We start from the raw sequence: 26,055 nt of genomic DNA, 5'->3' as shown, positions 1-26,055 counted from the left end.
GGCTCAAGACTCCATCGGTTCGGCGGGCTGATCGGCGGCGGGCGGTGCGGCTTTCTGAGCGGGTTTGGCGGGCGGTGAAGGTGCGGTTTCGTGCGCCGCCGTGACGGGTGCGGGTGCCGGCACCCCTTCGGCAAGCCGTTCCAGCGAGCGCGCCATCGAGCCGAGCGGCGTCGTGAAATCGGGCAGCGGCACCAGCGCCAGCAGCAGTCCGGCGATCCAGAAGGCGTGGTTGTGGGTGAAGAGCGCCAGCAGTCCCAGCACCGCAACGAGTTGGAACTGGATCTTCTGACCGCGATGCGCCAACTGCTCCGGCAGCGCGTGGAGTTTGAAGTAGAAAAGACCGATGCCGACCACAGCCAGCAGCACGAAGATGGCCATTACCACGAACAGTACATCCGTCTCCCCCGGCGCGGTGACGAAGGGCGGCAGGTGATGGATCGCGACCGGGTGTAACAATGAGTCCGTCATATCGATAAGGCTCCTGAATGGGACGATCAGTCGCGCAGTCGCTTATTCTAGTCGCGGCTGGACGGTATTTTGTAACGGGTTGCGTGAGCGCGGGTTTCGTCATGGCGCGATTGATGAATTCGAGCCGCGATGGCAAAGAACAGGGAGGCTGACAAAACGAGGATCATCGGCTTGCTGTCGGGGATGGGTAGTTTGCCTGATAGTGCCGGATCACCTCCCGCGCATTGAAGAACAGTCGTTCCGATCCGAGCCGGGCGGCAAAACCGGACGCGCGGACATAGTCCAGGACACTGGGGCTCAGGCCGGCGAGCCAGAGCGTGATACCCGCCTCCGCCGCCCGCCGTTCGCCCTGAATCAGCATCTGGAGGGCCGAGTATTCGATGTCGAAGACACGGCTCAGATCAAGGGCCACCACCTGCGGACGGTGTGCTCTGGTCAGTGCCAGGATCTGGTCTCCGACATTCTGGGCATTGGCAAAGAAGAGTCGGCCCTCGGGCCTCAGGATCAGGAGACCGGGGAAGGTCTCGTCGTCTGGATGCTCGGGCGAGAGAGGTCGCAGCACGTCCGCGCCACGCTTGCGTCCGATGACATGTACGGGCGGGTGCGCCACCTGACTGGCGAGACCGATCAGCGAGAGCACGATGGCGACGACGATACCCTTGAGCGTGCCGAACACCAGCACCCCAACGAACGCGGCCAGCGCCCAGTGAAACTCCATGTTTCTGACGCGGCGAATCGCCCGGAACTCGCCGGGCTGGATGAGCCCGAGCGAATAGACGATGACCACCGCCGCCAGCACCGCATTCGGCAGCAGACCGAGCAGCGGGGCCAGCACCAGCATAGTGGCGGCGGTGGCCCCGGCCGTGACCAGCGAGGCGGCTTGCGAATGACCGCCCACCGCGCGCACCACGGAGGTCTGCGACGTCCCGCCGCCCGCCGGCATCGCACCGAGCACGGCGCCGCCCAGATTGGCGGCGCCGATGGCCAGTAGTTCGCGATTCGGCTGGATGGGCGGCTCCCCAGAGACCGCGAAGGCGCGCCCGGCGGCGATGGTCTCGGTAAAGCTCATGAGGGCGATACCGAAGGCGCCGGGCAATAGCTGCTGCAACAGTGCGGGATCGGGCAGGGTCAGGGACGGCAGACCCTGCGGAATCAGGCCCACCGTCGAGACTCCCAGGTGCTCCAGACCGAAGAGCCAGGACAGCGCGATGCCGCCGCCCACCGCGATCAGCGGCGCGGGTGAATGGGGGTGCAGACGTTCCATCGTCGCCAGCAGAACCAGCGTCAGGACCGCCAGACCCAGGGTGATCAGCGAGGTCTCGGGAAGCGCCTGGATCAGACTCAAGAGGTCGCGGAAAAAGCCCTGCTTGTCGATGTGGAGTCCCAGTAGCTTGGGCACCTGATCGAACACGATCACGAGACCGATGCCGGCCTTGAAGCCGGTCAGCACCGGGGTCGAGATGAAATTGGCGACAAAGCCCAAACGCAGGGCCGAGGCCAGGATCAGAATGGCGCCGGTCAAGGCCGACAGCGTCGCCGCTGCCACGAGCAGCCGCGCCGGATCGCCATCCGGGACCGCCAGCCCGAGCTGGGTTCCGGCCAGGATCGCCAGGGTCGCCGTCGAGCTGACACTGAGCACCCGTGACGTGCCCAGCAGCGCATAGACGATCATGGGCACGAAGGCGGTATAGAGTCCCACGGCCACCGGCAGACCGGCGACGGTGGCGTAGGCCATCGCCTTGGGCAGGACGACCGCCGCCGCCGTGAGACCAGCGACGAGATCCAAACGGAGCCTCGGGAGCATGGCCGACCTTTCCATGCGGTCAATAACGCTCAGGGATAACCTTGAATGGATAGTCCGGTTCCCGATAACCCTGCGGCTTCTGCCGCCTGGGCAGGACGATGCGCTCGCGCGGCAGCTCCTCGTAAGGAATCTGGCTCAACAGATGACGGATGACGTTGAGCCGGGCACGCTTCTTGTCATCGGAGTGCGCCACGAACCAGGGCGCGAACGCGGTGTCGGTGGCAGCGAACATGGCGTCGCGCGCCCGCGAATAGTCGTACCAGCGACTGTAGGAGGCCAGATCCATCGGCGAGAGCTTCCAGAGCTTGCGCCCATCCTCGATGCGCGCCTCCAGACGCCGGGTCTGTTCCTCGGGACTGACCTCCAGCCAGTATTTGAGCAGGATGACGCCCGAATCGACCATCGCCTTCTCGAACATCGGGGTCAGACTCAAGAAGCGTTCGGTCTGCTCCTCGGTGCAGAAGCCCATGACCCGCTCGACCCCGGCGCGGTTGTACCAACTGCGGTCGAAGATGACGACCTCGCCAGCGGCCGGAAAATGGCGCATGTACCGCTGGACGTACATCTGGCTCTTCTCGCGCTCGGTCGGCGCTGGCAGCGCCACCACCCGAAAGACGCGCGGACTGACCCGCTCGGTGATGGCCTTGATGGTGCCGCCCTTGCCAGCGCCATCGCGGCCCTCAAAGACGAGGCAGACCTTGAGTCCCTGGTGACGCACCCACTCCTGGAGCTTGACCAGCTCGACATGGAGCTTCGCCAGTTCCTTCGCGTACTGCTTCGCCTTGAGTTTGGCGGGGGCGCTGGTGTCTTCCGGCGCTGCGGCTACAGGTTTGGTGTCGCGCTTCATGTCCGATCCTCCGAGGGCTGGGTGCCGCGTTTGGCGGTCTTGGGACGAGCATGATCGATCAGGATATAGAGACTGATCAACAGCACCCAGACGGGAAAGACCATCAGGATCCATTCGACATAGCGTCCGCTGAACAAAAGCGACAGGGCCAGAACGAAGCCGACGAAGGCGATCCAGCGGGCAAGGAAACCGGTTCGCAGGGCGAGCGTCGAGGTCACGATCATGAAGACGCCCGCCATCTTGACGGCATAGACGTTCATGATCTCATAGGTCATGGCGCGCCCGAGGGCGAAGGTCGGCGAGCCGAGCAACCGCGCCTGATCGGCGGTATAGGCGATGATGAGACCGCCCACCACCGCCGCCGAGAAAAAGAGCATGGCGAGGAAGAGCAGTCCGCTGCCAAGAAAAACGGTGGCGAAGAAACGATCCTCGCGCTCGCCCAGCCGATCGCGCAGCACCCCGATGAACCAGAGAAAGGCGATGCCGGCGAAGGGGATCAGATTGAGCGCCACCGCCACCGTGCTGGCGCGGGTTGTGAGCCAGATGCCCGCCTCCAGCGGATCGGCAGGAACCGCCAGACGCAGCAGGACGATGCTCGCGGTCAGCAGGAGCGAAAAAAGGATGCCCGCGATGGCGGCGGCGCGGGGTGCGCGCAGCCGCCCGGCGGTTGTGTCCGGCATTGGCGCTGCCCTGGACATGGCTCAACCCGCAGGACAGGAATCGAAGAGGGCCACGATCCGCGCCAGTCGCTCGGCGCGCTCGCCAGTGGGCAGGCCGATGGCGGAGACGACGCGCCGGATCCGCGCCAGCGTATCCGCACGGATCGCCGGATCGGACATCAGCATGTCCGGGATGGCGTCAAGCGCGGCCTTTTCGTCGAGCAGCAGGGCAAAAAACTGCTCGCGCAGCGCACGCTTGAATTCGTCCAGCGTCATGGCGTCCTGCTCGACGCGCATCTGGCGCAGGACGTTGAAGGCGCGTTCGTCCACCCCCGGCCCACCCATGCCGATATAGACCAGACTGCGGATCGCCGCCTCGCGCACCCCGCCCTCGGCCAGCCGCAACTTGATCTCGTCGATCCGCTGCTGGATGAAGTTGAGCCGCTCCGGTTCCAGCCCCGGACGGCGTCGTGGCGGCTCGTCGGTGGCGCGGATGCCGACCAGCGCCTGCAACACCGGCGAGCCATAGATGGCGAGAAAGACCTCCTCCAGGCTCCGATCGCGCAGATCACGAAAGCCGTCGAGCGCGGCGATCACCGACTCCGAGACCAGCGCCTGCCACTGCAAAAATGGATTGTCGGACGCGGCAGGGCGACGCTCCTGGCGCACCTGCCCGGCCAGTTCGGCCAGCGGCTGCATCAGCGGATTGCGCGCCGAAAAGAGCTCGTCGGACAGACTGGCGGGTTTGAGCAGGGCCAGCCAGGGATTGCGGGCCAGCGCCTGGACGAAGGGCTGGAACAGAGTCCGATAGAGCCCGAGATTGATCTCGGACACGCGCCGCACGGCGGCAAAACGGCGCTCATTCTCGGGATCGGGCCGGACGATGGTCCGCACGTCATCCAGTGTGCGCGGCTCGAAGCGCACGATCCAGTCGCCGACGATCAGCTCGGGGTTGACCGCATCCGCCGTCCTGGGGGTCAGCACCGCTTCATAGAGACCGGGCGGCAGCACATCGAGCAGATCGATGTTAGTGGCGAACTCCTCATGTTCCTTGCGGGCGACGCCGCCCGAGACGAAGATCCCGAGATGACCGACGCTGTCATGGATGGCGTAGACGATGGTCTGACCGGCTGCCAGCAGATCATGGTCGGTCTCATAGAGATCGACGATCCAGCCCAGCGCCTGTTGTGGCGGGGTGATGTTGTCGCCCCTGGAGCAGAAACAGAGGATCGGGGAGCGGATATTGCGCAGATCGATCCGCACCCCGTCGTCGGTGACGATCTCGGCGGTCGCCAGCCGGTTGCCGACGAAGAGCTGATCGACGATCCACTGGATCTCTTCGGCATTGAGATTGACGTGCCCGCCCCACCACTTCTCGAATTCCAGAAAGCGCGGTGCCTCACTGTCCACCCTGGCCCAGAGATTGTAGTGTTTGGTCCAGAAGGTATTGGCCGGATTGAGGTTCTCGAAATTCCTGACCAGATGACCGCCGTCAAAGCGGCCGCCGCCCAGATCGCCCATCAGCGCCGTCATCCAGCTTCCGCCGGCCAGCCCCCCGGTGTAGCGCATCGGGTTCTCTCCTTCGACCCCGGCCCAATAGGACAGCGGCGAACCGGGGACGATGATTGGCCCGCAGAGTTCGGGGCGGGTCGCGGCGAGCATCATCACCGCCCAGCCGGCCTGACAGTTGCCGATGACACAGGGCCTGCCTTCGGCCTGCGGATGCAGCGCGATGACCTCCTCCAGAAAACGCGCCTCGGCATGCATGATGTCTTCGATGGTCTGGCCCGGCATGGGATCGGGGGTGAAGCCGACGAAATAGGCGGGATGACCGGCGCGCATCGCCACGCCCAGCTCGCTGTCGGCCTTGAAGCCCCCGATCCCAGGTCCGTGACCGGCGCGCGGATCGATCACGACGAAGGGGCGTTTGTGCTGGTCGATCGTCACCCCCGGCGGTGGCTTGATCCGCACCAGGAGATAATTGACCGGACGCTCGAAGGTGCGTCCATCGCGCACCAGCTCGGCATCGAAACTGAGCACATGCGGCACCGCCCTGGCCTTCTGTTCCGCGTCCTGTTCGCTGCGTCGGCGCAACACATCCCAGAAGAGGATGGTTCGCTGGGTGGCGTCCAGCAGATAGTCGCCCAGCGGTCCCCAGGCTTGCAGCAGCGCCATCGGATCCGGATTCGGCGGGGTTGATTTGCCGGGCGAGCCGTTCGGTTGAGTCGTGGAGGCTTTAGGCATCGCGGCGTTCGCTCCAATTTAAGAGTTAATCCTGTCAAAAAATGCACATCGACGGAGCACCGACCGGGCCGGATCGGGGCGATCATTGCAGATAACGCAGCGCCGCCGTCACCAGATCCTCGCGCTCGGGCAGATCGCCGGGCACGATGGTCAGTGGCAGCATGACGGCCCGCCGACCCAGGGCATTCCGCAGTTCCCAGAGATCGATGCAACGCGCGGCTGGATCACGCGCATCGCGCTGGATGTTCATGGCGTCGAGAACGAGTGTGATGGGCTCGGCCCAGATTTGGCGCGGGGCATCGTCGAGCAACTCGACGACGATGTCGAGATGTGCATCGAGCACGCCCTGATCAACGCCCAGTTCGTTCAATTGCTCCATGATGCGGTCGAGTTCGGCTTCCAATGCCGCTGCATCCGGGTGATCCGCATCCGCTGCCGCAAAGCTCCAGCCGCCATGTTCGAGCGCGTTCAGCTTGCGCCGCAGCAGATCGCGCTGACGGGTCAGATCGGCTCGCTCCTCGCGCACCTCGGCGATCCGGGTCAGCGCCAGGGTCAGCAGATGGTCGAAGGCGCGGCGCTTCAACAGACGACGGGTCTCCGCCTCGCTGGTGGTCGGATCCAGCAACCGGTGCGCGGTGAAACTGACCGCTACCTGCTGCACATCCTGCCGCACCTGATCGCCGACCAGATCCATGCCGAAAATGGTGCGCTCACGCCGCTCGGTCAGCAGCAGGGCAGTCACGCGCTCGGCACCCCGTCCCTCCGGACTTGACCGAAAGGTCGATAGCGCCTCGTCGCGTCCAAACATCGCCAGCATGTCCCCGGCGGAAGCAAAGACCGCCCCCAGACGCGGCTCGACACTGTGATCGCGCGCACCTGCCGGTAGCGGCTCCTGAATGGCGTCCACCAGCGCGACCACATGATCAATGGCGGCAATCACCGGCTCGCGCAGCCGTTTGCGATAGCCAGGCAGCAGACGCAGCCGCGAGTCCGTACCATCGACGGCGCGCTCGATGGCCAGCTCGATGAGTGACTCAGGATAGCGACCGCGCGATTCGCCACCGCCGAAGATGGATTGGAAGAGTTTCATCGGGGCCGCTCCAGGGCAGGCGGCGTATAGCCAATCCCCTCGCGGTCGAGTTCGCGGCACAGGGCGTCCATCGCCTCGGTCAGATCGCCCCGGCCACGGAAGCCGAGCAGGATATGCGGATCCTCGTCCATGTGCGGCAGACTGAACAGCTTGAGCGCGGGGAAATCCCCGCCCAGACGCCGCATCGGCAGAATCAGTTGGCTCTCCGAGACGCCGCGCACCTCGACGGCGGCCTCATGCAGACGTTCGCCATGACCGAACCGCTGTTCCAGCACCCATTCGGCCATCGGCCAGGCCATCTTGGGAAAACCGGGCAGAAAGCAGTGTCGCGCCAGCGCAAACCCCGGCACCCGGTTGACCGGGTTGGGAATCAGATCGGCCCCCTCCGGCAGGTCGGCCATCAGGATGCGATGGGGATAGGCCTCGGCGCCAAATCGATCCGCGATCAGTTGCGCGGCTTCAGGATGACGGACCAGCGCCACATGCGCCGCCGCTGCCGCGCAGGCGCGGGTGTGATCATCCGGCGTGGCACCGATGCCGCCACAGACAAAGACCGGCTCCGGTCGTCCCATCGAAAAACGCAGATGCGCGGTCAGCACGTCCGGGTCGTCCGGGAGCATCCAGTGCCAGGCCAGATCATGACCGCGCTCGCCGATCAGGCGCTTGAATGTCGTCAGATGGAGATCGGTCCGCCCGCCATTGAGCACCTCGTCGCCAATGACGATCAGACCAAAGCTGACAGGGGAGCATTCAGGGTCGTCACGCATCATGGATCTCCAAAAGAGCAGATGAACCTTTTCTTTGCGTCCTTTGTGCCTTTGCGGTTCAAACCGCCTGATTCAAGGCAAATGCTCCCTGAGCGCATCCCGCTTGCGGTAGACGGTCCCTTGCATCAGCGCAATCAGGGTCTCGTCTTCGTCGAGGACGCGGATCAGATAGGTGGCGAGTTTCGGATTGATGGAGACCTCTTCCGCCTCGGCAGTCAGGGCGCCGCGTCGCGCCGCCTTCATGAAGGAGACCGAGACATTCACCCCGAGCGCCACGGTGCCATGCGAGTTGGACGCCACGGCAAAGACCAGATCGGCCAGACTGAAGATCGCCGCGCCGTGCGCGACACCAACCGCGTTCAGATGCCGGTCATCGATCACCAGCCGGGCGCGGGCACGACCGGGGGCGGCCTCCAGCAGTTCGATCCCGACATGCTCGGCAAAACGGTCGTTGCGGAAAAAATCATGGAGTTCAGTGGGAGACATCATTGGATTTGGGCTTAATTGGGCAGTTGGCAGTTGCTGGTGCATGGCTGAAGAATATTTTTGACAGGATTAAACCGCGCCCGGTGCGGTATGTGATGTTTGGGGATTGGGGCGGCCTTAGCAGCATCGACGACCGTTAGAGCTGGCGCGGTTTAAGATATTAAAAAATATAAAATTTTAAACCGCGCCTCCACTGAGGTCGATGACATCTCCAAAGCTAAACACAAAATGAAAATTACGCATATCGCGCTGGACGCGGTTTAACAGGATTTTTTAAATCATTGTAAATCGTGTCAATCCTGTCTAAAAATTTTACATTCGTCAGGGCGCGAACCTGATTTGACGACGGACGACTGCTAAGAAACGCTGTCATCCTGAGCAATCTCTTTGGGCCTGCGACGTGGCAGGATGCGCGCCGGCTGCTCGACTTCAAGCGCCCGATATTCTCGCTCCTCGGCGGCCAGACGTTTGGCGGCGATCAGTTTTTCCTGACGCATCCGCACCGTATAGCCCAGCGCCGCGCCACCAGCAGCGGTCAGCGTGACCAGCCCCAGGGTCATGAACTGGGCCACCATCATGGCGACACCCAGCCCGACCGTGCCGCCGACGACCACCCCGGTCTTGAGGCTCACGCCCGCCGAGGAGCGGCTGCGCGCCTTGGCCGCGAGCCGTTCGTTGGAACGCCCGTCCTTGGCCCGCTGCTGCTCGGCCTTGACCCGGATCTTTTCGCGCTCCTTGGAATAACGCTCGCTGAGCCGGGAGACGGCGCGATGCCGGTCGGCGCTGACGATGGTGTTGAACCAGAGCGCGACCAGAAAGCCGATGGCGCCGCCAAGCAGCGCAAACAGCGGCCAGGTGGTCAGCCAGTCGGTCTGAATCGCGGTATAGACCAGGAGCACGGTCACGCCCTGGAGGAGAAAGATGCCGATCAACAAACGGATGAGACTGCCGAGACCAAAGGGAATGATGTTCATGGCTGAATTGGATTGCTCTGTCAGATGTTCGTTTGCTCGATCTGCCGCGCCAGCTCAGTGACGCGCTGACGCCGCACGGTTGATCTGTCGCCGATCTGCCCGAGGCTGAAGAGCCAGTTTGGCTGTTCGCCCCTGTTATCAAGCGCGTCAGCAGGCAGCAGGGGCAAATTCAGCAGACGCTCGCGGATGAGCCTGAGACTCTCGGGGCGACCGCTCGCGCCAGACGGAATCGGACGATCATAGGCATCGACGATGCCATACAGGTGTTCGGGGCCGAGCCGGGACAGATCCGCCACCAGCCGGAATGCGGACGGATCGCTCGACAGGAGACGCGGCTCCAGGGTCGTGATCAGAAAGGGGCCGTCACCTTTTTCCAGATGCGCCGCCAGTCTGGCCTGACCTTCCAGACGCAGGCTCTGGCTGAACTGACGGTGCATATGCCGCGACAGATCGACGGCGATCTGGTCGATCAGAGGCTCGTCCAGTTTCGCGGCGTTGACCGGGATCAGAAAGGCATGGGCCTCGGCACTCGGGCCATCGCCTTCGTTCTCGGTGGTGGCAACATAGGTCTCGATGATCCGCAGAAGTTCGCGCAGGCGCGCGGCGGAGGCACCCGACGCTGGGGGCAGTCCACGACCAGGGAGCACGAAGGTATAGATCCCATAGCCGGGAATGCCATTTTCATAGAGCTGGTTCAGGGCCATTGAGGTATCGATTCGCGCCCCCTCGCCCACCGATGGGAAATAGAGCATCCCGTAAGCCGGTGGTGGATCCGACACCGGGACAGTCTCCGCATCCGGCTTGCTGGCATAGCGGGCCAGACCCGCCGTTACCGCTGCATCGATCCGGCGTGCGGAGCCAGGACCGGCCACGGCGCGGGCACGGGCGCTGACGGCGTCGCCACTCGCCGGGCCACCCTGCGCAACCATTTCAGTCAGGATCTCAGGAAGGGTTCCGCACTCGCCCAGCAGCAGCGCCTCGGTTGCCACCGCCGGATCGACCCCGGAGAAATAGAGATCGGCCACCAGCGATCTTAAAAAGCGGCGATCATTGGCCGCGCGCGATCTGGCGCAGGCGGTTGCGACCTCGCGTCGCAATGGCAGCGGATTCTGAGAATAGAGCACGGTGGCCGGTTCGGTACCTTCGGACAAGGCCTTGCCATTGCCGGACAGCCTGCCGTCAGCAGACCCTTCGCCGGATTGCCAGGCGGCGGTCGGCGGACGCTGGTGCCGGTCGTCAACCGCCGCTCGTCCTTCGGCAAGCGGCTGTACGCCACTGCATCCGACCAGACAGAACAGAAGAAAGAGCCACAGCCAGCGTCGCGCCGTCTTGCTGAGGACGCTCGAACGCGCACGCAGGGAGGGCGAAACATTGAGTGTGAGGGATAGGCGACGCAGCAGCTTCAAGGTTTCGCGGTCTCGAACGGGAAAGGCGCATGATAGCGGATCGCGGATCCTAACCCGAGTGCCTTTTAAGCCTGCACGTCCAGGTATCGACGCAAATACCTGACCGACGGGGCCGGCTAAAGCCCTTGCTTGAGTCGGCGGAGCTCCTCCTTGAGCGCGCGCACATCCTGATCGACTGCTTCAACGCCCTGCGTGTGCAGGTGTTCATGCTTGGCCTGATTCAGCGCGATCTGGCGTATGTATTTCCGCAGTTCGTGAAGATCGCTCTCAACGCGCCCGAGACTCACAAGGGTCTGATCGAGTCGTTCATCGAGTCGCGCGAGACGGTCGTCGGCTGGACTGGATCCGGCATCGCTCCCCTCTTCGCCTGCCACCCGTCTCTGCTCGCCAGCGGTTCGATGCAGATGCTCATCAAGCCGGCTCAGGCGTTCATCGACCTGAGCCTGATGCGCGTTGGTCTGATCCTGGCGTTCATTGAACTCCTGTCGCAGTTTTAGAATGCTTTCGCGAATCTCCCTCAGGAGAACGAGGACGAAACCGGTGGACATGGTGGACTCCAGAGACAAAGGCAAGGATGAGGCCCGATCCCGCCGGAACACCTCAGTCGGATGATGCTCAAGACGGGAAGCGAGAGAAAGCGCCGGCTTTCCGCGTCAGTCGGGTCCGGCATGAACGGCTATCCCTGACCCCGTGTGCGCGTCTTGCCAAGCACGGCATTCTTCTCAATGAATTCGATCATGAGGGCGGCCACGTCTTTTCCAGTCGCCCGTTCGATTCCTTCCAGTCCCGGTGACGAATTGACCTCCATCACCACCGGCCCGTGATTGGAGCGCAGGATGTCCACGCCGGCCACATTGAGCCCCATGATTCTGGCCGCGCGCGTCGCGGTGGACCGTTCTTCCGGGGTGATGCGGATCAGTGTGGCGGTGCCGCCACGATGCAGATTGGAGCGGAACTCTCCCTCTTTGGCCTGACGCTTCATGCTCGCGACCACTCTGTCGCCGATGACGAAACAGCGGATATCCGCGCCGTTGGCCTCCCTGATGTATTCCTGCACCAGAATGTTGACCTTGAGTCCCATGAAGGCCTCGATCACGCTCTCGGCGGCCTTCTGTGTCTCCGCCAGCACCACGCCGATGCCCTGCGTGCCTTCCAGCAGCTTGATGACCAGTGGCGCACCGCCAACCATCTTGATCAGGTCTTCCACATCGTCCGGCGCATGGGCGAAGCCGGTGATCGGCAGTCCGATTCCTTTGCGTGAGAGGAGTTGCAGCGAGCGGAGCTTGTCACGGGCGCGCGTGATGGCGACCGACTCATTCAGCGGATAGACCCCCAGCATCTCGAACTGACGCAGCACCGCCGTGCCATAGAAGGTCACTGAGGCGCCGATACGCGGAATCACCGCATCGAAATCATTGAGCTCCTCGCCCCGATAATGCATCGAAGGCGCGTGGGAGGTGATGTTCATATAACAGCGCAGGACATCGATGACCTTGGTCTCATGTCCGCGCGCGCGCGCGGCCTCCACCAGGCGGCGAGTGGAAAAAAGCGACGGATTGCGCGAAAGGATGGCGATTCTCATCGTAGGGCCGAATGACTGCGGATCGGGGGCGGATGATACGGGTTCCCGCTCCCGGCCTCCAGCTTTCAGCGTCCCGGCGCCAAAACAGACTTGAGCCTGATGTCAGGCTTCACACCCGACAGCCAGGGCTCATGTCGTCAAACACTGGGGGACTCCCGACCCAGCAGCGCCGCCAGACCGGCCTCGTCGATAACCTCAACGCCGAGCGACCGCGCCTGTTCGAGCTTGGAGCCGGGCGACTCGCCGGCCAGCAGATAATGGGTGTTGCGCGAGAGACTGCCAGTGACTTTCGCCCCCTGCCTTTGCAGCCAGTCTTTGATGGCGTCGCGCGGTTGGCTCAGGGTGCCGGTGATGACGAGGGTCTTGCCAGCCAGCGGCTGTTCGGCTTTCGGCGGCGCGGCGGCTGGCGTCTCGGGCCAGTGCACGCCCACCGCGAGCAGGCGTCCGATGGCCTCGCGATTGTGCGGCTGGGCAAAAAACGCGGCCAGATGCGCAGCAACCACCGGCCCCACGCCTTCGACCAGCCGGCTGCTGTTGGCATAGAGGTCTTCCAGTTCAGCCGCGCGCAGCGCCTCAAGCGTCGTGAATCGCTGCGCCAGCAACCCGGCACGACTAGCGGTCAGACCGCGAATCCCCTGCCCCGCCAGCCAGTCGGCCAGCTCGCCTTTGACATCGAGATCCGGGCGCTCGGACAGAAAGCGATGCAGCGCGGTCGCCGTTTCGCGTCCGATGCCCTTGACACCCCGCTCGCACACGAAGTCGGTCACGCGGGCCTGCATCAGCGCCTCAATGCCGTCGAAACGGGCCGCCAGTGCCTGGGCGGTTGACTCGCCGACCTCGCGAATTCCGAGCGCGAAGATGAAGCGCGCCAGCGTGGTGTCCTTGCTGCGCTCCAGTGCCGCCAGCAGATTGGCGGCGGACTTCTCGCCCATGCGCTCCAGCCCGGCGAGCTGTTCCAGCGACAGACGATAGAGATCCGCCGGCTCGCGCACCCAGTCGAGATCGACCAGTTGTTCGATGAGCCTGTCGCCCAGACCCTCGATGTCCATCGCACGTCGTGAGGCGAAATGCCTGATCGACTCCTTGCGCTGCGCGGGACAATAAAGCCCGCCCGAGCAGCGGGCGACCGCCTCGCCCTCGGGACGGATGACATCGGAACCGCATACCGGGCATTGCGCCGGCAGTTCGACGACACGCGCATCCGCCGGGCGGCGTTCGACGACCACCCGCGCCACCTCCGGGATGACATCACCGGCGCGGCGCACAACCACGGTATCGCCGATCCGCACATCCTTGCGGCGCACCTCGTCCAGGTTGTGCAGCGTCGCGTTGGCGACGGTCACACCGCCGACCTGTACCGGCTGCAATCGCGCCACAGGCGTCACCGCGCCGGTGCGTCCGACCTGAAATTCCACCGCCTCGACCAGGGTCAGTGCTTCCTGTGCGGGAAACTTGCGGGCGATGGCCCAGCGCGGATGATGGCTGGTCGCACCCAGCCGCTCCTGATCGGCAAGCCGGTCGAGCTTGAACACCACACCGTCGATGTCGTAATCCAGCGTATCGCGACGGCGGCCCAGATCCTCGAAATAGGCGCGACACGCCTCCAGCCCCGCGACCTGACGCAGCTCGCGCGAGATAGGAATCCCCCAGGCGGCGAGCCGTTGCAGCATGGCGAACTGGCTGGCAGCGGGCGGCGCGGAGAGATCGCCCCAGCCATAGCAGCAGAAGGCCAGCGGACGGCTGGCGGTGATGCGCGGATCGAGCTGACGCAGACTGCCAGCTGCGGCATTGCGCGGATTGGCAAAGGGCTTGTCACCAGCACGCTGCATGGCGTCATTCAGTCGGGCGAAGCCGGTGCGGGTCATATAGACCTCGCCACGCACCTCCAGCACCGCCGGCCAGTCGTCGCCAAACAGACACAGCGGCACGCTCTGAATGGTGCGGACGTTGTGGGTCACATCCTCGCCGGTGGCGCCGTCGCCGCGCGTGGCGGCCTGCATCAGCCGACCCCGCTCGTAACGGATGCTGACCGCCAGACCGTCGAGCTTGGGCTCGGCGGTGTAGAGAACGGAATCCGTTGTCTGGAGTGCCGCCTGGGTTTTGCGGTCGAAATCGGCCAGTTCAGCGTCGCTCATGGCGTTATCGAGCGAGATCATGGGGACGGTATGGCGCACCGCCGCGAAGTCCGGACGCGGCGCGGCGCCGACCCGCTGCGTCGGCGAATCAGGTGTCACCAGATCGGGGAAATCGGATTCCAGCGCCTGGAGTTCGCGCACCAGACGGTCGTAGTCAGCGTCCGGAATCTCGGGATCGTCGAGGACGTAATAGCGGTGATTGTGATGGCGGATGTCGGCGCGCAGCAACTCGACCCGCCGCCCTGCCTCGTCCGGGGTCGTCATTGAGGATAGGCCTGCGCCCAGCGGCGTTCGTTGGCGAGCACAGCCTTGCGCATCGCCTCTTCGTGATTGACCGTCAGCGGACGCCGGGCGTCGTCGAGCACATCACCATTGAGCGCGACAGCCAGCTTGCGCGCAGCGGCGATCATTTCCTCCAGAATGGTCATGTCTTCCGGGTCGCCTTCGAGCTGCGCGAACAGCATGAGTCCGGGCGTCGTGAAGTCGTCCATGTCATCGAAGGGGAAGGTGCCGGGCTTGACCATGTTGGCCATGCTGAAATAGATGCGGGTCTCGTCTTCGAATTCGTCGAGACAGTGGAAGATGTCCATGTCGCCCGGATGCAGGCCGCAGGTCTCGGCCACATCCAGCAGTTCGGCCCCCTTGAAATGAGCGCGGCGGGCACTGACGCTGACCTGGATCAACAGTGGTTCGAGTGGCGCCTCGGCAGGGGCGGCTGATCGGGGTCTGGGTGGCGGCGCGTCTTCCTTGGACTCGGCGACGGACGGTTTGGCGGCCTTTGGCGACTCGTCCGCGTCGGTCAGCGCGCCGAGGCGTGGCTCCCGTTTGTCGGTGCGCACGCCATAGGGCGAATCCTCTTCGTCATCATCCGCAAATCCGGCTTCCTCATCGAACTCATCCGCACCAGCCTCCTCGGCCTTCTCGCGATGACGCTCCCACAGGTAGAGCAGCAGGATCAGCAGCGCTCCAACGACAATCAGGATAAGGCGAATCGTATTGGCGTCCATTCGAGTTCTGGTTGCAGCATGGGTTTGAAATCAGGAGTGCGGGAGTATAGCAACGCTGGTCGAGGCTGTATCCTTAGGATCAACCCGGTCACGGATAAATTCGGCTGGAGGCGGGGTCCGCGAACGGACGAATCTGATTGCCCACCAATTGCCCACCAATATGTCGGCGAGCGCAATGCGGATGTCTTCCCCTTTTCTGCTGCGGTGCCTGTTGCTGTCATGCAGCATCAACGCGGAAGCCGCCACCCGCGATGTCCCGGTACAGGGACCACAGCGGGAGCAGACGGTGCGGCAGGTGGTGATTCATGCCACGGGCGGGCCGGACTGTGACCCGTTACGCCGCTTTCGCGGCGACACACTGGATGGAATCGTGGGGCATTTTCTGCGCCATCAGGGACGGATCAGCATCCATTACATCATCGGTCGGGACGGCGAGGTGGTGCGCATGGTCCCCGAATCCATGGTCGCCTATCATACACGCGGTCAGAATGCGGATTCGATCGGGATCGAACTGATCAACGATGGGGACGGACAGGATCCCTTTGCCGACGCTCAGATCGCCGCCCTGACATCCCTGCTGCGCGACATTCTGGATCGTTATGGCCTGACTGGGTCCGACATCAGGACGCATGCGGAGCTGGACGATTCCTCTCTGACCTGCAACGGCAAACAGATCAAGCGCAAACAGGATCCCGGCCCTGCGTTTCCCTGGACCGCGCTGCAACGCCAGTTGAAACAGCGGGCGGTCACGCCCAAGCCGGAGCAGAGGGCGCAACTGGATCGGCGCGAAGCCGAACTGCGCGCGGCGCTCCAGGCCATCGAGCGGGATCTGGACGACGCCCGCAACGCGCTTGGCCGGAACCGACCCCGGCGCGCCTCCAGTCCGCCGGTCGCAGATCCGGTGGCGCAAGCGGAAGACGACCGCCGGGGATCGATCCAAGAGGCGATCAGCCAACTGTTGCGGCGTGAGACCGAGCTGCGAGCCGAGATCAGGGCGCTCAGAAGGGCGACGGGCGACGGCTCTTTGACTGGAGAGAAGTAAAAAGCCACCCGCAAAGCGGGTGGCTTTGGGTTAAACCCAAAGAGGTCAATTGGCTGCCGCGAGTTGCTGCCGAGTGCCGCAGTGCAGAGATTCCGAGACCATCTCCGACCATATTCGTTGTCGTTGTCGTAATCGCCATCGACTTGCGAATCTTCGATTACGACAACGAACAGCCTCGGGGGACAGTGTCAAAACCCAGCGCTATGTCACCAGCGTCCCCTTGTCCAGATGCAGGGTGCGCTGTGCGAATTCGGCGGCCTTGGGGTCATGCGTGACCATGATCAGGGTCTTGCCATAGTCGCGGTTGAGCCGTTGCAGCAGGGTCAGCACCTCTTCCGCCGCGTGACGGTCGAGATCGCCGGTCGGCTCGTCGCAGACCAGCAGGGTCGGATCCGAAACGATGGCGCGGGCGATGGCGACCCGCTGCTGCTGGCCGCCGGAGAGTTCGGCGGGCTTGTGGCTGGCGCGGTCACTGAGCCCGACCAGCTCCAGTGCAATCGCGGCATGACGGCGACGGCGGGCGGCTGAGAGTCGGGTCAGCAGCAGCGGCAGCTCGACATTCTTCTGCGCCGACAGCGCTGGCAGCAGGTTATAGAACTGGAAGACGAAACCGACATGGGCCGCGCGCCAGCGGGCCAGTTCGGTGGCTGACAGACGGTCGATGCGCTGGCCGGCGACACTCAGTGCGCCCTCGGTGGGCAGATCCAGACCGGCGATCAGATTGAGCAGGGTGCTCTTGCCGGAGCCGGACGGCCCCATCAGGGCGAGGAAATCGCCTGCCGCGATGTCCAGATCGACATGATGCAGCACCTCGACCCGCTGTCGGCCACGTTCGTAGACCTTGCTCAAGCCCCGGATGGTGACCAGCGGCGCGGTTGGATCTGTCATCGCTTCACTCTAAGGTGTCGCGGTTCCGTCACGGGCGACCACGCGCGTGCCGTCGATGAGTTCCGGCGGCGGATCGCGCACCACCCGCTCGCCTGCCGTCAGCCCCTGCTCGATCAGTCGCCGCTCGCCGCGTGTCTCGCCCGGCGTGATGACGCGCTCGCGCACATGCTCGCCATCCAGAACCAGCACCACAGCGCCCGTTTCGCGCTCGACGATGGCGCTCGCCGGCACCAGCACCGCCGCCGTCGGCTCCGCGCCGGTCGGCGTTTCGGCGAGAAAGGACACGCGCACACCCATCTCGGGGAGCAAACGCGGATCCTTCTGATCGATCGCGATCCGCACCTTGACGGTCGCCTTGCTGCGGTCGGCGGTCGGGATGATGGCGATCACCGAGGCGGGAATCTGCCACTCGGGATAGGCGTCCAGAATGGCCTGGACCGGCTGCCCCGGCTGCACCCGATTGATGAAGGATTCGTTGACATCGACCTCGATCTCCAGCGAATCCATATCGACGATGGTGCCGATGCCGGTGCGGGTGAAGCCGCCGCCGGCTGACATGGGCGAGACGATCTCACCGGGCTGGGCCGCCTTGGCGACGACCATGCCGGTGAACGGGGCGCGAATCACCGTGTTGTCATGGTCCACCTGCGCAATCCGCAGCTCGGCCTCCGCCACCTCGACCTGACTGCGCTGCGCCGCCAGCAGCGCGGTCTGGATCTCGACCTGGGTGCGGGCGTTCTCCAGCGATTCGTCAGAGGTCAGCTTGCGCGGCGCCAGCCCTTCCTGCCGCCCGAGATCGCGTCTGGCCTGCTCCAGTCTGACCTGGATCTGCGCAAGCTGGGCGCGGGCCGCCGACAGGCGCGCCTGCATCAGATCGAGCTGCGCGCTGGCATCCGTGTCGTCGAGACGCGCCAGCACCTGCCCCGCCGTGACCTGCACGCCCTCCTCGATCAGCACTTCGGCGAGCTTGCCCGAGATCTTGCTCGACACCGTGGCCTGACGCCGCGCGATCACATAGCCGGTGGCGTCCAGCACCGTCAGCGGTCCCGCGCCCGGCGCTTCGGCGATGGCAAGCTCGACCGTCACCGCCCGGTTGGACAGGGCGAAGTAGCCGCCGACCGCCAGCCCGCTGACGATCAGGGCCACCAGCAGCCGCCACGGCCAGCGCCGCCCGTCGTCCTCGCGGGCGGCGCGATCAAGGCGCAGTTCGTTCAGGAGATCCGATGGAGGCATGTCAATGTGGCAACCAGTCGTCTTCAAGCACCTCTGACGCGGTCCAGGGACAGACCGACGGAAAGACATCGAACCCCATCCCGGTTTCTTTCGCCGCATCCGTTCTGGCATCGAGCCAGGTGTCGCTCCACCAGTCGGGATCGGTGAGACAGCCACGCAGGCTCGGTGTTTTCTGGAGACGCCGCGCCAGGGCACGGCGCTGTTCGCGAATGGTGCACTCCCAACTCGCGCCGCGCCGTTGCGGCTGATGCGCCCACTTGAGCAGATGGGTCAGGAGCACAGCCATTCTGGCCGCCAGTTCGCGCTGTTCGCTTTTTCCCACGTCCTCAATCTCCCCGGCGAGATGCTCGATATCCAGAAGATCGAAACGTCCGGCGCGCAGCAGCCGGGCCTGTTCGTTTGCCCAGGCGACGATGTCGAGATCATAAGTCTGCATGCGATTTCTCCAGTTTGGCCGGATCCGCCCCGGCAGCGGGCGGCGCAGGCGGATCGATTTCGTCCTCGTCCATCAGGATGCGTCGCCCGTCGCCGTCGAGATCCTCGAACTGACCGGTGCGCGCCGCCCAGAAGAGCACCGCGACCGTCGCCAGACCCAGAAACAGCATGCCAGGAATCAGACCGTAGATCACATCCATCGCATCGCAATCTCATCAATAAAACATCGAACCGGATTTAGACAGAAACCGCGACACTGAACAAGATCATGTGAGCCGGAAAATCAAGGCGCGGTTCTTCCCGGCCAGCGTATCGATTCGGCACATGGCGCAGATCCGGCATTTGCAGATGAACCGGCGATATCTCGTCCACTCACGGCTTGACAAGCGGAAGGAAAACCCGCATAGGTCAGACTTTCCTCAAAGACATATCATCCCCCAAGATGGACTTTGCTGAGATGGTTATCCTGCGACAGATCTTTGAGCTGCTTCCGGGACGAATCCGGCGATCCAGTTTCAACACTGGTCGTTTCCCGGTGCCACTCAACCCGCTTTCCTTAGAACCCGCTGGGCGGCCTTTCCCTTCCACAATCCAGCACGCCCGCATTGACCAGGCGTTCGCCGCCTTGCGGGGAACACGGTGAACGCCCCCGCCGCTCGCTCGCGTCCCGATTGGCAACCCTTTTTGCTGGCGCTGCTGGTTACACTCATCATCCTCACCCTGTGCGGTTCAGGCATTCTCTATGTTCTGAATGAAAAACAGGACCAGGAGGGCGCCCGTCTGCAAGCCATTGTCGATCTGCAAACACGCCAGATCGCCGACTGGCTGCGTGAGCGTCAGGACGATGCCGAGATGGTCCGTCTCAGCCCCACCCTGCTGGATGAATACCGGCGCTGGCTCGATCAGGGCGATCTCGCCGCTGCTCAACAGGCGCAGGCGCGACTCGCGCGGCTGACCGTCAAGCGCGACATCGGAGCGGTCTATCTCCATGACCCCGACGGAAGGCGCGTCTGGGGTACCGAAAACATGCCTCAGCACCTTGACCCCGAGCTGGCGCGGGCGCTCGCCGCCAGTGCGACGACCAACCGCATCCAGCGGATTGGACCCTATCTGGACGATCTTGGACAGATCCATCTCGACCATGTGGTCCCACTCGCGGATGAGGGCCGATCACCCCTGGTGGTGCTGCACAGCGATGCCGAGGACTGGCTGTGCCCGACCCTGCGCGCCTGGCCGATTCTCAGCGACAGCGGCGAGACCTTCCTCTTCCGCCGCGATGGCGATCAGGTGCTCTATCTCTGTCCCCTGCGTCATCTGCCCAATGCCGTGCTGCGGCTGCGGCTGCCGGTTTCCAGCGAGCGCCTGCTGGCCGCGCAATGGCTGCGCGGCGAGGTGGGGGCGGGCGACCTGATCAAAGGGGTCGATTATCGGGGCGTTCCGGTTCTGGGCGTGGCGGAAGCCATCCCCGGAACCGACTGGTTCATGATCGCCAAGCTGGATCAGGCGGAGATCCGCGCCCTGGCCGTGCCGAAAATCCTGCTGATCGGACTGGTTGGCGGACTCATGCTGGTCATTTTTTTCGCTGGATCGCTTTTGCTGCGTCATCGTCAGCAACTCGCACTGGCGACCGCCACCCACGCGGCCCAGAGCGAGCGACTGGACGCCCTTGAGCGGCTTCACGCGAGCGAACGGCGTTTCCTCGCCACCTTCGAGCAGGCGGCCGTGGGCATCGCCCTGGTCGCCCCGGATGGCCGCTGGCTGCGCATCAACCGCCGGTTCTGCGAGCTGCTCGGTTACGCCGAGACCGAACTGCTCGATAAAACCTTTCAGGACATCACCCATCCCGAGGATCTGGGTCGCGATCTGGATCTGGTGGGCCGTCTGCTCGCCGGGGAGATCGAAACCTATGCCCTGGACAAGCGATACATCCGCAAGGACGCCAGTCTGGCATGGGTCCATCTCACCGTTGCCCTGGTCCGCCAGGACGACGGTGCGCCTGACTACTTCATCTCCGTGATCGAGGACATCTCAGCGCGCAAGGCGGCGGAGTCACGGCTCGCGCTCTGGAACGACGCCTTTGAAAAAGCCGAACTGAATCTGGCGCTGGGCGATGCGATCCGACAGCGGCTGCTGGCCGTCAATCCGGCCTTCGCGAAGCGGCGCGGCTATCGCCCGGAGGACATGACGGACATGCCCGTCGCTTCACTGTTTCCGGCGGATCGGCTGGACGAGACCTTGAGCCAGATACGGGAAGCGGACGCGAAAGGACATCACGTCTTCGAGGCCGAGCACCTTTGCAAAGACGGCGAGCGTTTTCCGGTGCTGCTGGACGTGACCGTGACCCATACGGAAGACGGTCGCCCCGCAACGCGCATCGTCTACGCCCTGGACATCAGCGCCCGTCTCGCGGCCGTCGCCGCGCGGCGCGAGAGCGAGGCGCGACTGCGCGAGGCGCAGCGGATCGCCGGCCTTGGGCACTGGGAGTGGGACGCACGCACGGATCGCCATACCTGGTCGGAGGAGATCTACCGGTTCTATGGCCGCGATCCCGCGCTGCCTCCAGCCAGATACCCGGAGGTCGCAGAGTATTTCACCCCGGAGAGCTGGGCCGGCCTGACGCAGGCGGTGGAGACGGCACTGTCCGAGGGCAAAGCCTATCAGTGCGACGCCGAGGTGGTGCGCCCGGACGGAAGCCATCGCTGGATCACGGCGCGTGGCGAACCCGTGCGCGATGCCACAGGCCAGGTGATCCTGTTGCGCGGCACGGTGCAGGACGTCACCGCGCGCAAAGAGGCTGAGATGGATCTGCGCACGAGCCGCCAGCGTTTCCAGGACATCGTCGATGCCTCCGCCGACTGGGTGTGGGAGGTGGATCCCCAGGGGTGTTACACCTATGTCTCGGAAAGCGTGGTGAATGTGCTCGGCTACACCCCCGAGGAGTTGCTCGGCCGCTCGCCTCTTGAGCTGATGCCCCCGGCAGAGGCGGAGCGGGTGGCGGCGGTGTTTGACGACATCGTCGCCCGCCGCGTGTCCTTCCGCGATCTGGAGAACATCAACCGGCATCGGGACGGGTCTCTGCTCCACATCCATACCACCGGCATGCCCATTCTGAACGCCACTGGCGAGCTGTTGGGCTATCGGGGTCTGGACCGTGACGTGACCGACAAACGGCAGGCCGAGATCGCGCTGCGTGACAGCCGGGAACTGCTCCGAACCCTGGTCCGCAGCATCCCGGATCTGGTGTGGTTGAAGAACCCGCAAGGCATGTTCATGATTTGCAACGCTCGGTTTGAAGACCTGCTTGGCGCGCCGGAGGCACAGGTCATCGGCAAGACCGACTACGATTTCGCGCCCCGCGCGCTGGCCGACACCTTCCGTGCCAATGATCTCGATGCCATCGCCGCTGACGGTCCATGGCTCAACGAGGAGGAGCTGACCTTCGCCAGCGACGGTCATCGGGAACTGGTACAGGTGATCAAGACACCCGTGTATGACACGACCGGCGCCCTGATCGGCGTGCTCGGCATCGGACGCGACATCACCCGGATCAAACGCACGGAAGACGAGCTGGAGCGCCACCGTCATCATCTGGAGGAACTGGTGGAGGAGCGCACCACCGAACTCATGGCCGCGCGCACCGAGGCCGAGCGGCTGGCGCGAGCCAAGAGCGAGTTCCTGGCCAACATGAGCCATGAGATCCGCACCCCGATGAACGCGGTGCTCGGACTGGCCTATCTGCTGGAGCGCCAGGATCTGAACGCGGAGGCGCGCGAGCTGGCGCGCAAGATCCACCACTCCGGACGCAGTCTGCTCGGCATCATCAATGACATCCTCGACTTCTCCAAGATCGAGTCCAATCGCATCGAGATCGAGCGTGCGCCCTTGCGGCTCGATGAGGTGCTCGACAATCTGGCGACCATCATGACGGCCAGCGCCGCCGACAGGTCGCTCGAACTGGTCATCCGTCCGCCGGACTGTCTCGACTGCACCCTGCTCGGCGATGCGCTGCGGCTCGGTCAGATCCTGATCAATCTCACCGGCAATGCCATCAAATTCACCGACAGAGGTGTGGTCGAGGTCAGGATCGATATTCTCCAGCGCATCGAGTCAAGCATCAGTCTGCGTTTTGCGATCCGGGATACCGGCATCGGCATCGATGCCGACGCCCAGGCGCGTCTCTTCCAGCCCTTCGCCCAGGCGGATGCCTCCACCACGCGCCGCTTCGGTGGATCGGGTCTTGGACTGGCCATCTCGCGGCGTCTGGTGGAGCTCATGGGCGGACGCCTGGAACTCGACAGCACGCCGGGCGAGGGCAGCACCTTCTGGTTCGATCTGACATTCGATGTCCTGGACACCGGCCCCAGACGCCGCGACGACCTGGCGCGGATTCGGGTTCTGATCGTCGATGAGCATGCCGTCGTGCGCGAGGGCGCGGCGGCCACGGTGGCGGCGCTGGGCTGGACCTCGACTCAGATCGCATCGGGCCGTCAGGCGCTGGGTCACGTCCTGCGCGACAGGTCGCTGCAGGGACCGGACGCCGTGGTGCTGCTGGACTGGCGCGAGCCTGGACCGGACGTTCTGGGCATCGCCAACGCCATCCGGCACACCCTGCCGGCCTCGTCCCAGCCGCTGCTGTTCCTGCTCGCCGCGCACAACAGCATGGCGCTGCTGGAGACGCCGAACATGCGGGTGGTGGATGCGGTGCTGACCCAGCCGTTGACGCCCTCGACCTTCCACGACGCCGTGGTCAGGGAGCGTCGCCGACGGCTGGGCGGTCTGCCGCTCGACCAGGTCACGATGGCGAGCGAGCGCCGGCTGGCCGGTCTGCGCCTGCTGGTGGTCGATGACAGCGATATCAATCGCGAGGTCGCCCAGAGCATCTTTGCCGACGAGGGTGCCGAGATCCATCTGGCCAGAGATGGCCGAGAGGCCGTGGACTGGTTGTGCGCCCATCCCACCGCCGTGGACATGGTGCTGATGGACGTGCAGATGCCGGTCATGGATGGACGCGCAGCGACGCGGCTAATCCGTCAGATCCCCGAGATCGCCGCACTGCCCATCGTGGCCCTGACCGCCGACGCGCTGCGCGATCAGGAAGCCGCCGCGCTGGAGTCCGGCATGGACGCCTTCCTCTCCAAACCATTCGATGTCGCCGAGGCGGTGACGCTGATTCGCATCCTGGCGAGACGTCCGGCCGATGTTCAGGCCACGGACAGAATCCGGCCCCCTGGGACACATCACGACCATCGGGAGAGACCCGCCGTGCCGGTCGTCTCAGCGCCCGTCCCGGCGGACCTGATTCACAACGAGCGGGATCCGGCCCGACAGCATCCCCCCTGCGACGACCAGGGCGCCGAGCTGCCCGGCATTGATCTCAACCAGGGGCTGAAGATCTGGAAGGATCCGAACGTCTATCGCCGCTACCTGCGTCGCTTCGCGGACAGCTATGCCGACAGCGTTCAGGTCATGGCCGCCGCCGAACCCGACGCAGCGCGGCAGTTCGCCCACAAGCTCAAAGGAACGGCGGGCAACCTGGGGTTGCCTGAGGTCGCGGCCCAGGCCGGCGCCATGGAGAAACAATTCGCGTCGGGGCTCCCGGTCTCGGTCGAACCGCTGCGGGAGGCGCTCGAACGCGCACTGGATTCCATTGCGCGCTATGCTCCTGATGTCATCGCCGTTGTCCCGGCGGACGCTCGACCCGCGACCTCACTGAACCTTCCACAGGTTCAGATCGCCTCCCTGCTCCGCGAGGCACTGAGCGCCTTCGAGCGGTTCGATCCGGCGGGCGCTGCACCGGCGCTGGAGGCGCTGGCCGCTTACCTGCCTGCCGTGCAACTTGTCCCGCTGCGCCAGGCGATCACTGAGTTCGATGTTACCGCTGGCACGGCAGCCGTGCATGACCTCGCCGGCCGCCTCGCCATTCAAATGGAGAATTGAAGATGCCTGACAGGCCACTGCTCATCGTCGATGACGAACCGGAGAATCTGGCCGCCATGCGCCAGATCCTGGCCGGAGACTACCGGCTCATCTTTGCCCGCAACGGCGCCGAGGCGCTTGCGGCGACGGCCCGCTGCACGCCCGCGCTCATCCTGCTCGACATCCAGATGCCGGACATGGACGGCTATCAGGTCTGCCGCACCCTCAAGGCCGATCCGGCGACCGCCTCCATTCCGGTCATCTTTGCAACCGGGCTTGCCGACGTGGGTGACGAGGCCGCCGGTTTCGCGGCCGGCGCGGTCGATTACATCGTCAAGCCCTTCTCCCCGCCCATCGTGCGCGCCCGTGTCGCGACGCATCTCTCGCTGGTGCAGTCCTCGCGACTCCAGCAGAGCTATCACGACGCGCTCGCCATGCTGGGCATGGCGGGGCATTACAACGACACGGATACCGGCGTGCATATCTGGCGCATGGGCGCCTATGCCTGCGAACTGGCCAGCGCCTGGGGCTGGACGCACGCCGCCTGTGACGAACTGCTGCTGGCTGCGCCCATGCATGACACCGGCAAGATCGGCATTCCCGGCGAGATCCTGCGCAAACCGGGAAAGCTCGATGCGCGTGAATGGGAAACGATGAAACAGCACACTCGCATCGGTCACGAAATTCTTTCCAAAAACGATGCACCCATTTTCAAACTGGCCGCCGAGATCGCGCTGCGTCATCACGAAAAATGGGACGGCAGCGGTTATCCGGATGGGTTGGTGGGCGAGGCTATCTCGGAATCCGCCCGGATCGTCGCCATCGCCGATGTCTTCGATGCGCTCACCATGAAGCGTCCCTACAAAGAGGCTTGGCCGATCGAGCGCACCATGGCGACCATGCGCGAGAGCAGCGGGAGCCACTTCGACCCGCGTCTGTTCGGGCGCTTTGAGGAGATTCTGCCACGCATCCTGTCGATCAAGCAGGAATGGGATGCGCGCGAGATTGCCGGGGCCGACATATCCATCGTATCGCAATCCATCGAGTCAAAAACGTAAAAATCCACATCCCA

General features: G+C 64.3%; 21 protein-coding genes. 4 read left to right on the top strand and 17 right to left on the bottom strand.

Annotated features, from left to right (window positions below; all coding sequences use genetic code 11):
* Positions 1 to 3 precede the first annotated feature (3 nt).
* From EDC35_RS09015 to EDC35_RS08970, 10 genes are all read right to left on the bottom strand, one after another.
* A complete protein-coding gene (locus tag EDC35_RS09015) occupies positions 4 to 468 on the bottom strand; it encodes a hypothetical protein (protein ID WP_132976919.1) in 465 nt (154 codons plus the stop codon).
* A gap of 163 nt (positions 469 to 631) precedes the next feature.
* Positions 632 to 2,272 carry a SulP family inorganic anion transporter gene (locus EDC35_RS09010; protein ID WP_132976918.1) on the bottom strand — a complete coding sequence of 547 codons (1,641 nt, stop codon included), beginning with the start codon at positions 2,270 to 2,272 and terminating at the stop codon, positions 632 to 634.
* Between the two features lie 19 nt (positions 2,273 to 2,291).
* Positions 2,292 to 3,119, bottom strand: a complete 828-nt coding sequence (ppk2, locus tag EDC35_RS09005) for a polyphosphate kinase 2 (RefSeq protein ID WP_132976917.1) — start codon at positions 3,117 to 3,119, stop codon at positions 2,292 to 2,294.
* Positions 3,116 to 3,799, bottom strand: coding sequence for a hypothetical protein (locus EDC35_RS09000; RefSeq protein WP_207896165.1), 684 nt, complete (start codon positions 3,797 to 3,799; stop codon positions 3,116 to 3,118). The genes ppk2 and EDC35_RS09000 overlap by 4 nt, the downstream gene beginning before the upstream one ends.
* A 21-nt stretch (positions 3,800 to 3,820) precedes the next feature.
* On the bottom strand, positions 3,821 to 6,022 hold the full coding sequence (locus EDC35_RS08995) for a DUF3141 domain-containing protein (RefSeq protein WP_132976915.1): 2,202 nt from the start codon (positions 6,020 to 6,022) through the stop codon (positions 3,821 to 3,823).
* Positions 6,023 to 6,104: 82 nt separating this feature from the next.
* Positions 6,105 to 7,112 (bottom strand): hypothetical protein, encoded by a 1,008-nt coding sequence (locus tag EDC35_RS08990; protein WP_132976914.1) that lies wholly within the window; start codon positions 7,110 to 7,112, stop codon positions 6,105 to 6,107.
* On the bottom strand, positions 7,109 to 7,879 hold the full coding sequence (locus tag EDC35_RS08985; protein WP_132977168.1) for a competence/damage-inducible protein A: 771 nt from the start codon (positions 7,877 to 7,879) through the stop codon (positions 7,109 to 7,111). The genes EDC35_RS08990 and EDC35_RS08985 overlap by 4 nt, the downstream gene beginning before the upstream one ends.
* A 72-nt stretch (positions 7,880 to 7,951) precedes the next feature.
* A complete protein-coding gene (locus EDC35_RS08980) occupies positions 7,952 to 8,368 on the bottom strand; it encodes a PaaI family thioesterase (RefSeq protein WP_243651568.1) in 417 nt (138 codons plus the stop codon).
* Positions 8,369 to 8,721: 353 nt separating this feature from the next.
* A complete protein-coding gene (locus tag EDC35_RS08975; protein ID WP_132976913.1) occupies positions 8,722 to 9,339 on the bottom strand; it encodes a hypothetical protein in 618 nt (205 codons plus the stop codon).
* A 20-nt stretch (positions 9,340 to 9,359) separates the two neighbouring features.
* A complete protein-coding gene (locus EDC35_RS08970; protein WP_132976912.1) occupies positions 9,360 to 10,745 on the bottom strand; it encodes a hypothetical protein in 1,386 nt (461 codons plus the stop codon).
* Positions 10,746 to 10,870: 125 nt separating this feature from the next.
* On the opposite strand from EDC35_RS08970, the gene EDC35_RS18525 reads away from it, so the two are divergent.
* On the top strand, positions 10,871 to 11,242 hold the full coding sequence (locus EDC35_RS18525; RefSeq protein ID WP_165903386.1) for a hypothetical protein: 372 nt from the start codon (positions 10,871 to 10,873) through the stop codon (positions 11,240 to 11,242).
* Between the two features lie 179 nt (positions 11,243 to 11,421).
* On the opposite strand, the gene rimK is transcribed toward EDC35_RS18525, so the two are convergent.
* The 3 genes from rimK to EDC35_RS08950 form a co-directional block, all read right to left on the bottom strand.
* Complete coding sequence (gene rimK / locus EDC35_RS08960) at positions 11,422 to 12,327, bottom strand: 30S ribosomal protein S6--L-glutamate ligase (protein WP_132976910.1); 906 nt, start codon at positions 12,325 to 12,327, stop codon at positions 11,422 to 11,424.
* A gap of 137 nt (positions 12,328 to 12,464) precedes the next feature.
* A complete protein-coding gene (ligA, locus tag EDC35_RS08955) occupies positions 12,465 to 14,726 on the bottom strand; it encodes an NAD-dependent DNA ligase LigA (RefSeq protein ID WP_132976909.1) in 2,262 nt (753 codons plus the stop codon).
* The gene (locus EDC35_RS08950; protein WP_132976908.1) at positions 14,723 to 15,469 is read right to left on the bottom strand and encodes a cell division protein ZipA C-terminal FtsZ-binding domain-containing protein; all 747 of its coding nucleotides are present in this window, start codon (positions 15,467 to 15,469) and stop codon (positions 14,723 to 14,725) included. The genes ligA and EDC35_RS08950 overlap by 4 nt, the downstream gene beginning before the upstream one ends.
* A 181-nt stretch (positions 15,470 to 15,650) precedes the next feature.
* Between EDC35_RS08950 and EDC35_RS08945 the strand changes: the two genes are divergently transcribed.
* Positions 15,651 to 16,511, top strand: a complete 861-nt coding sequence (locus EDC35_RS08945; RefSeq protein WP_243651567.1) for an N-acetylmuramoyl-L-alanine amidase — start codon at positions 15,651 to 15,653, stop codon at positions 16,509 to 16,511.
* 201 nt (positions 16,512 to 16,712) lie between these two features.
* Here the strand turns inward: EDC35_RS08945 and EDC35_RS08940 are convergent, their stop codons facing one another.
* From EDC35_RS08940 to ccoS, 4 genes are read right to left on the bottom strand one after another with little or no spacing between them, the layout of a single operon-like run.
* Complete coding sequence (locus EDC35_RS08940; protein ID WP_132976906.1) at positions 16,713 to 17,399, bottom strand: ABC transporter ATP-binding protein; 687 nt, start codon at positions 17,397 to 17,399, stop codon at positions 16,713 to 16,715.
* Between the two features lie 9 nt (positions 17,400 to 17,408).
* Positions 17,409 to 18,632: an efflux RND transporter periplasmic adaptor subunit gene (locus EDC35_RS08935; protein WP_132976905.1), complete on the bottom strand. Its 1,224-nt coding sequence runs from the start codon at positions 18,630 to 18,632 to the stop codon at positions 17,409 to 17,411.
* A gap of 1 nt (position 18,633) precedes the next feature.
* The gene (locus tag EDC35_RS08930) at positions 18,634 to 19,068 is read right to left on the bottom strand and encodes a DUF29 domain-containing protein (protein ID WP_132976904.1); all 435 of its coding nucleotides are present in this window, start codon (positions 19,066 to 19,068) and stop codon (positions 18,634 to 18,636) included.
* Positions 19,055 to 19,267: a cbb3-type cytochrome oxidase assembly protein CcoS gene (gene ccoS, locus EDC35_RS08925; protein WP_132976903.1), complete on the bottom strand. Its 213-nt coding sequence runs from the start codon at positions 19,265 to 19,267 to the stop codon at positions 19,055 to 19,057. The genes EDC35_RS08930 and ccoS overlap by 14 nt, the downstream gene beginning before the upstream one ends.
* Positions 19,268 to 19,706: 439 nt before the next feature.
* On the opposite strand from ccoS, the gene EDC35_RS08920 reads away from it, so the two are divergent.
* Positions 19,707 to 25,004 (top strand): PAS domain S-box protein, encoded by a 5,298-nt coding sequence (locus EDC35_RS08920; protein WP_132976902.1) that lies wholly within the window; start codon positions 19,707 to 19,709, stop codon positions 25,002 to 25,004.
* A gap of 2 nt (positions 25,005 to 25,006) precedes the next feature.
* Entirely contained in the window at positions 25,007 to 26,041 is a 1,035-nt protein-coding gene (locus EDC35_RS08915; protein ID WP_132976901.1) for a response regulator, read from the top strand.
* The last annotated feature ends 14 nt before the right edge of the window (positions 26,042 to 26,055 follow it).

Source organism: Thiobaca trueperi, from assembly GCF_004342175.1.
In the GTDB taxonomy this organism is placed as follows: Bacteria; Pseudomonadota; Gammaproteobacteria; order Chromatiales; family Chromatiaceae; genus Thiobaca; species Thiobaca trueperi.
The sequence above is the reverse complement of the archived record's forward strand: the minus strand, read 5'-3'. Positions and strand labels throughout refer to the sequence as shown.

Excerpts from the sequence above, each read along its gene's own strand:
- ppk2 (WP_132976917.1), bottom strand. The coding sequence starts at position 3,119 with ATGAAGCGCGACACCAAACCTGTAGCCGCAGCGCCGGAAGACACCAGC.
- EDC35_RS08940 (WP_132976906.1), bottom strand. The coding sequence starts at position 17,399 with ATGACAGATCCAACCGCGCCGCTGGTCACCATCCGGGGCTTGAGCAAG.
- EDC35_RS08995 (WP_132976915.1), bottom strand. The coding sequence starts at position 6,022 with ATGCCTAAAGCCTCCACGACTCAACCGAACGGCTCGCCCGGCAAATCA.
- EDC35_RS08930 (WP_132976904.1), bottom strand. The coding sequence starts at position 19,068 with ATGCAGACTTATGATCTCGACATCGTCGCCTGGGCAAACGAACAGGCC.
- EDC35_RS08975 (WP_132976913.1), bottom strand. The coding sequence starts at position 9,339 with ATGAACATCATTCCCTTTGGTCTCGGCAGTCTCATCCGTTTGTTGATC.
- EDC35_RS09000 (WP_207896165.1), bottom strand. The coding sequence starts at position 3,799 with ATGCCGGACACAACCGCCGGGCGGCTGCGCGCACCCCGCGCCGCCGCC.
- EDC35_RS08915 (WP_132976901.1), top strand. The coding sequence starts at position 25,007 with ATGCCTGACAGGCCACTGCTCATCGTCGATGACGAACCGGAGAATCTG.
- EDC35_RS08990 (WP_132976914.1), bottom strand. The coding sequence starts at position 7,112 with ATGAAACTCTTCCAATCCATCTTCGGCGGTGGCGAATCGCGCGGTCGC.
- ligA (WP_132976909.1), bottom strand. The coding sequence starts at position 14,726 with ATGACGACCCCGGACGAGGCAGGGCGGCGGGTCGAGTTGCTGCGCGCC.
- EDC35_RS08980 (WP_243651568.1), bottom strand. The coding sequence starts at position 8,368 with ATGATGTCTCCCACTGAACTCCATGATTTTTTCCGCAACGACCGTTTT.
- EDC35_RS08985 (WP_132977168.1), bottom strand. The coding sequence starts at position 7,879 with ATGCGTGACGACCCTGAATGCTCCCCTGTCAGCTTTGGTCTGATCGTC.
- EDC35_RS08950 (WP_132976908.1), bottom strand. The coding sequence starts at position 15,469 with ATGGACGCCAATACGATTCGCCTTATCCTGATTGTCGTTGGAGCGCTG.
- EDC35_RS08935 (WP_132976905.1), bottom strand. The coding sequence starts at position 18,632 with ATGCCTCCATCGGATCTCCTGAACGAACTGCGCCTTGATCGCGCCGCC.
- ccoS (WP_132976903.1), bottom strand. The coding sequence starts at position 19,267 with ATGGATGTGATCTACGGTCTGATTCCTGGCATGCTGTTTCTGGGTCTG.
- EDC35_RS08945 (WP_243651567.1), top strand. The coding sequence starts at position 15,651 with ATGTCTTCCCCTTTTCTGCTGCGGTGCCTGTTGCTGTCATGCAGCATC.
- rimK (WP_132976910.1), bottom strand. The coding sequence starts at position 12,327 with ATGAGAATCGCCATCCTTTCGCGCAATCCGTCGCTTTTTTCCACTCGC.
- EDC35_RS09010 (WP_132976918.1), bottom strand. The coding sequence starts at position 2,272 with ATGCTCCCGAGGCTCCGTTTGGATCTCGTCGCTGGTCTCACGGCGGCG.
- EDC35_RS09015 (WP_132976919.1), bottom strand. The coding sequence starts at position 468 with ATGACGGACTCATTGTTACACCCGGTCGCGATCCATCACCTGCCGCCC.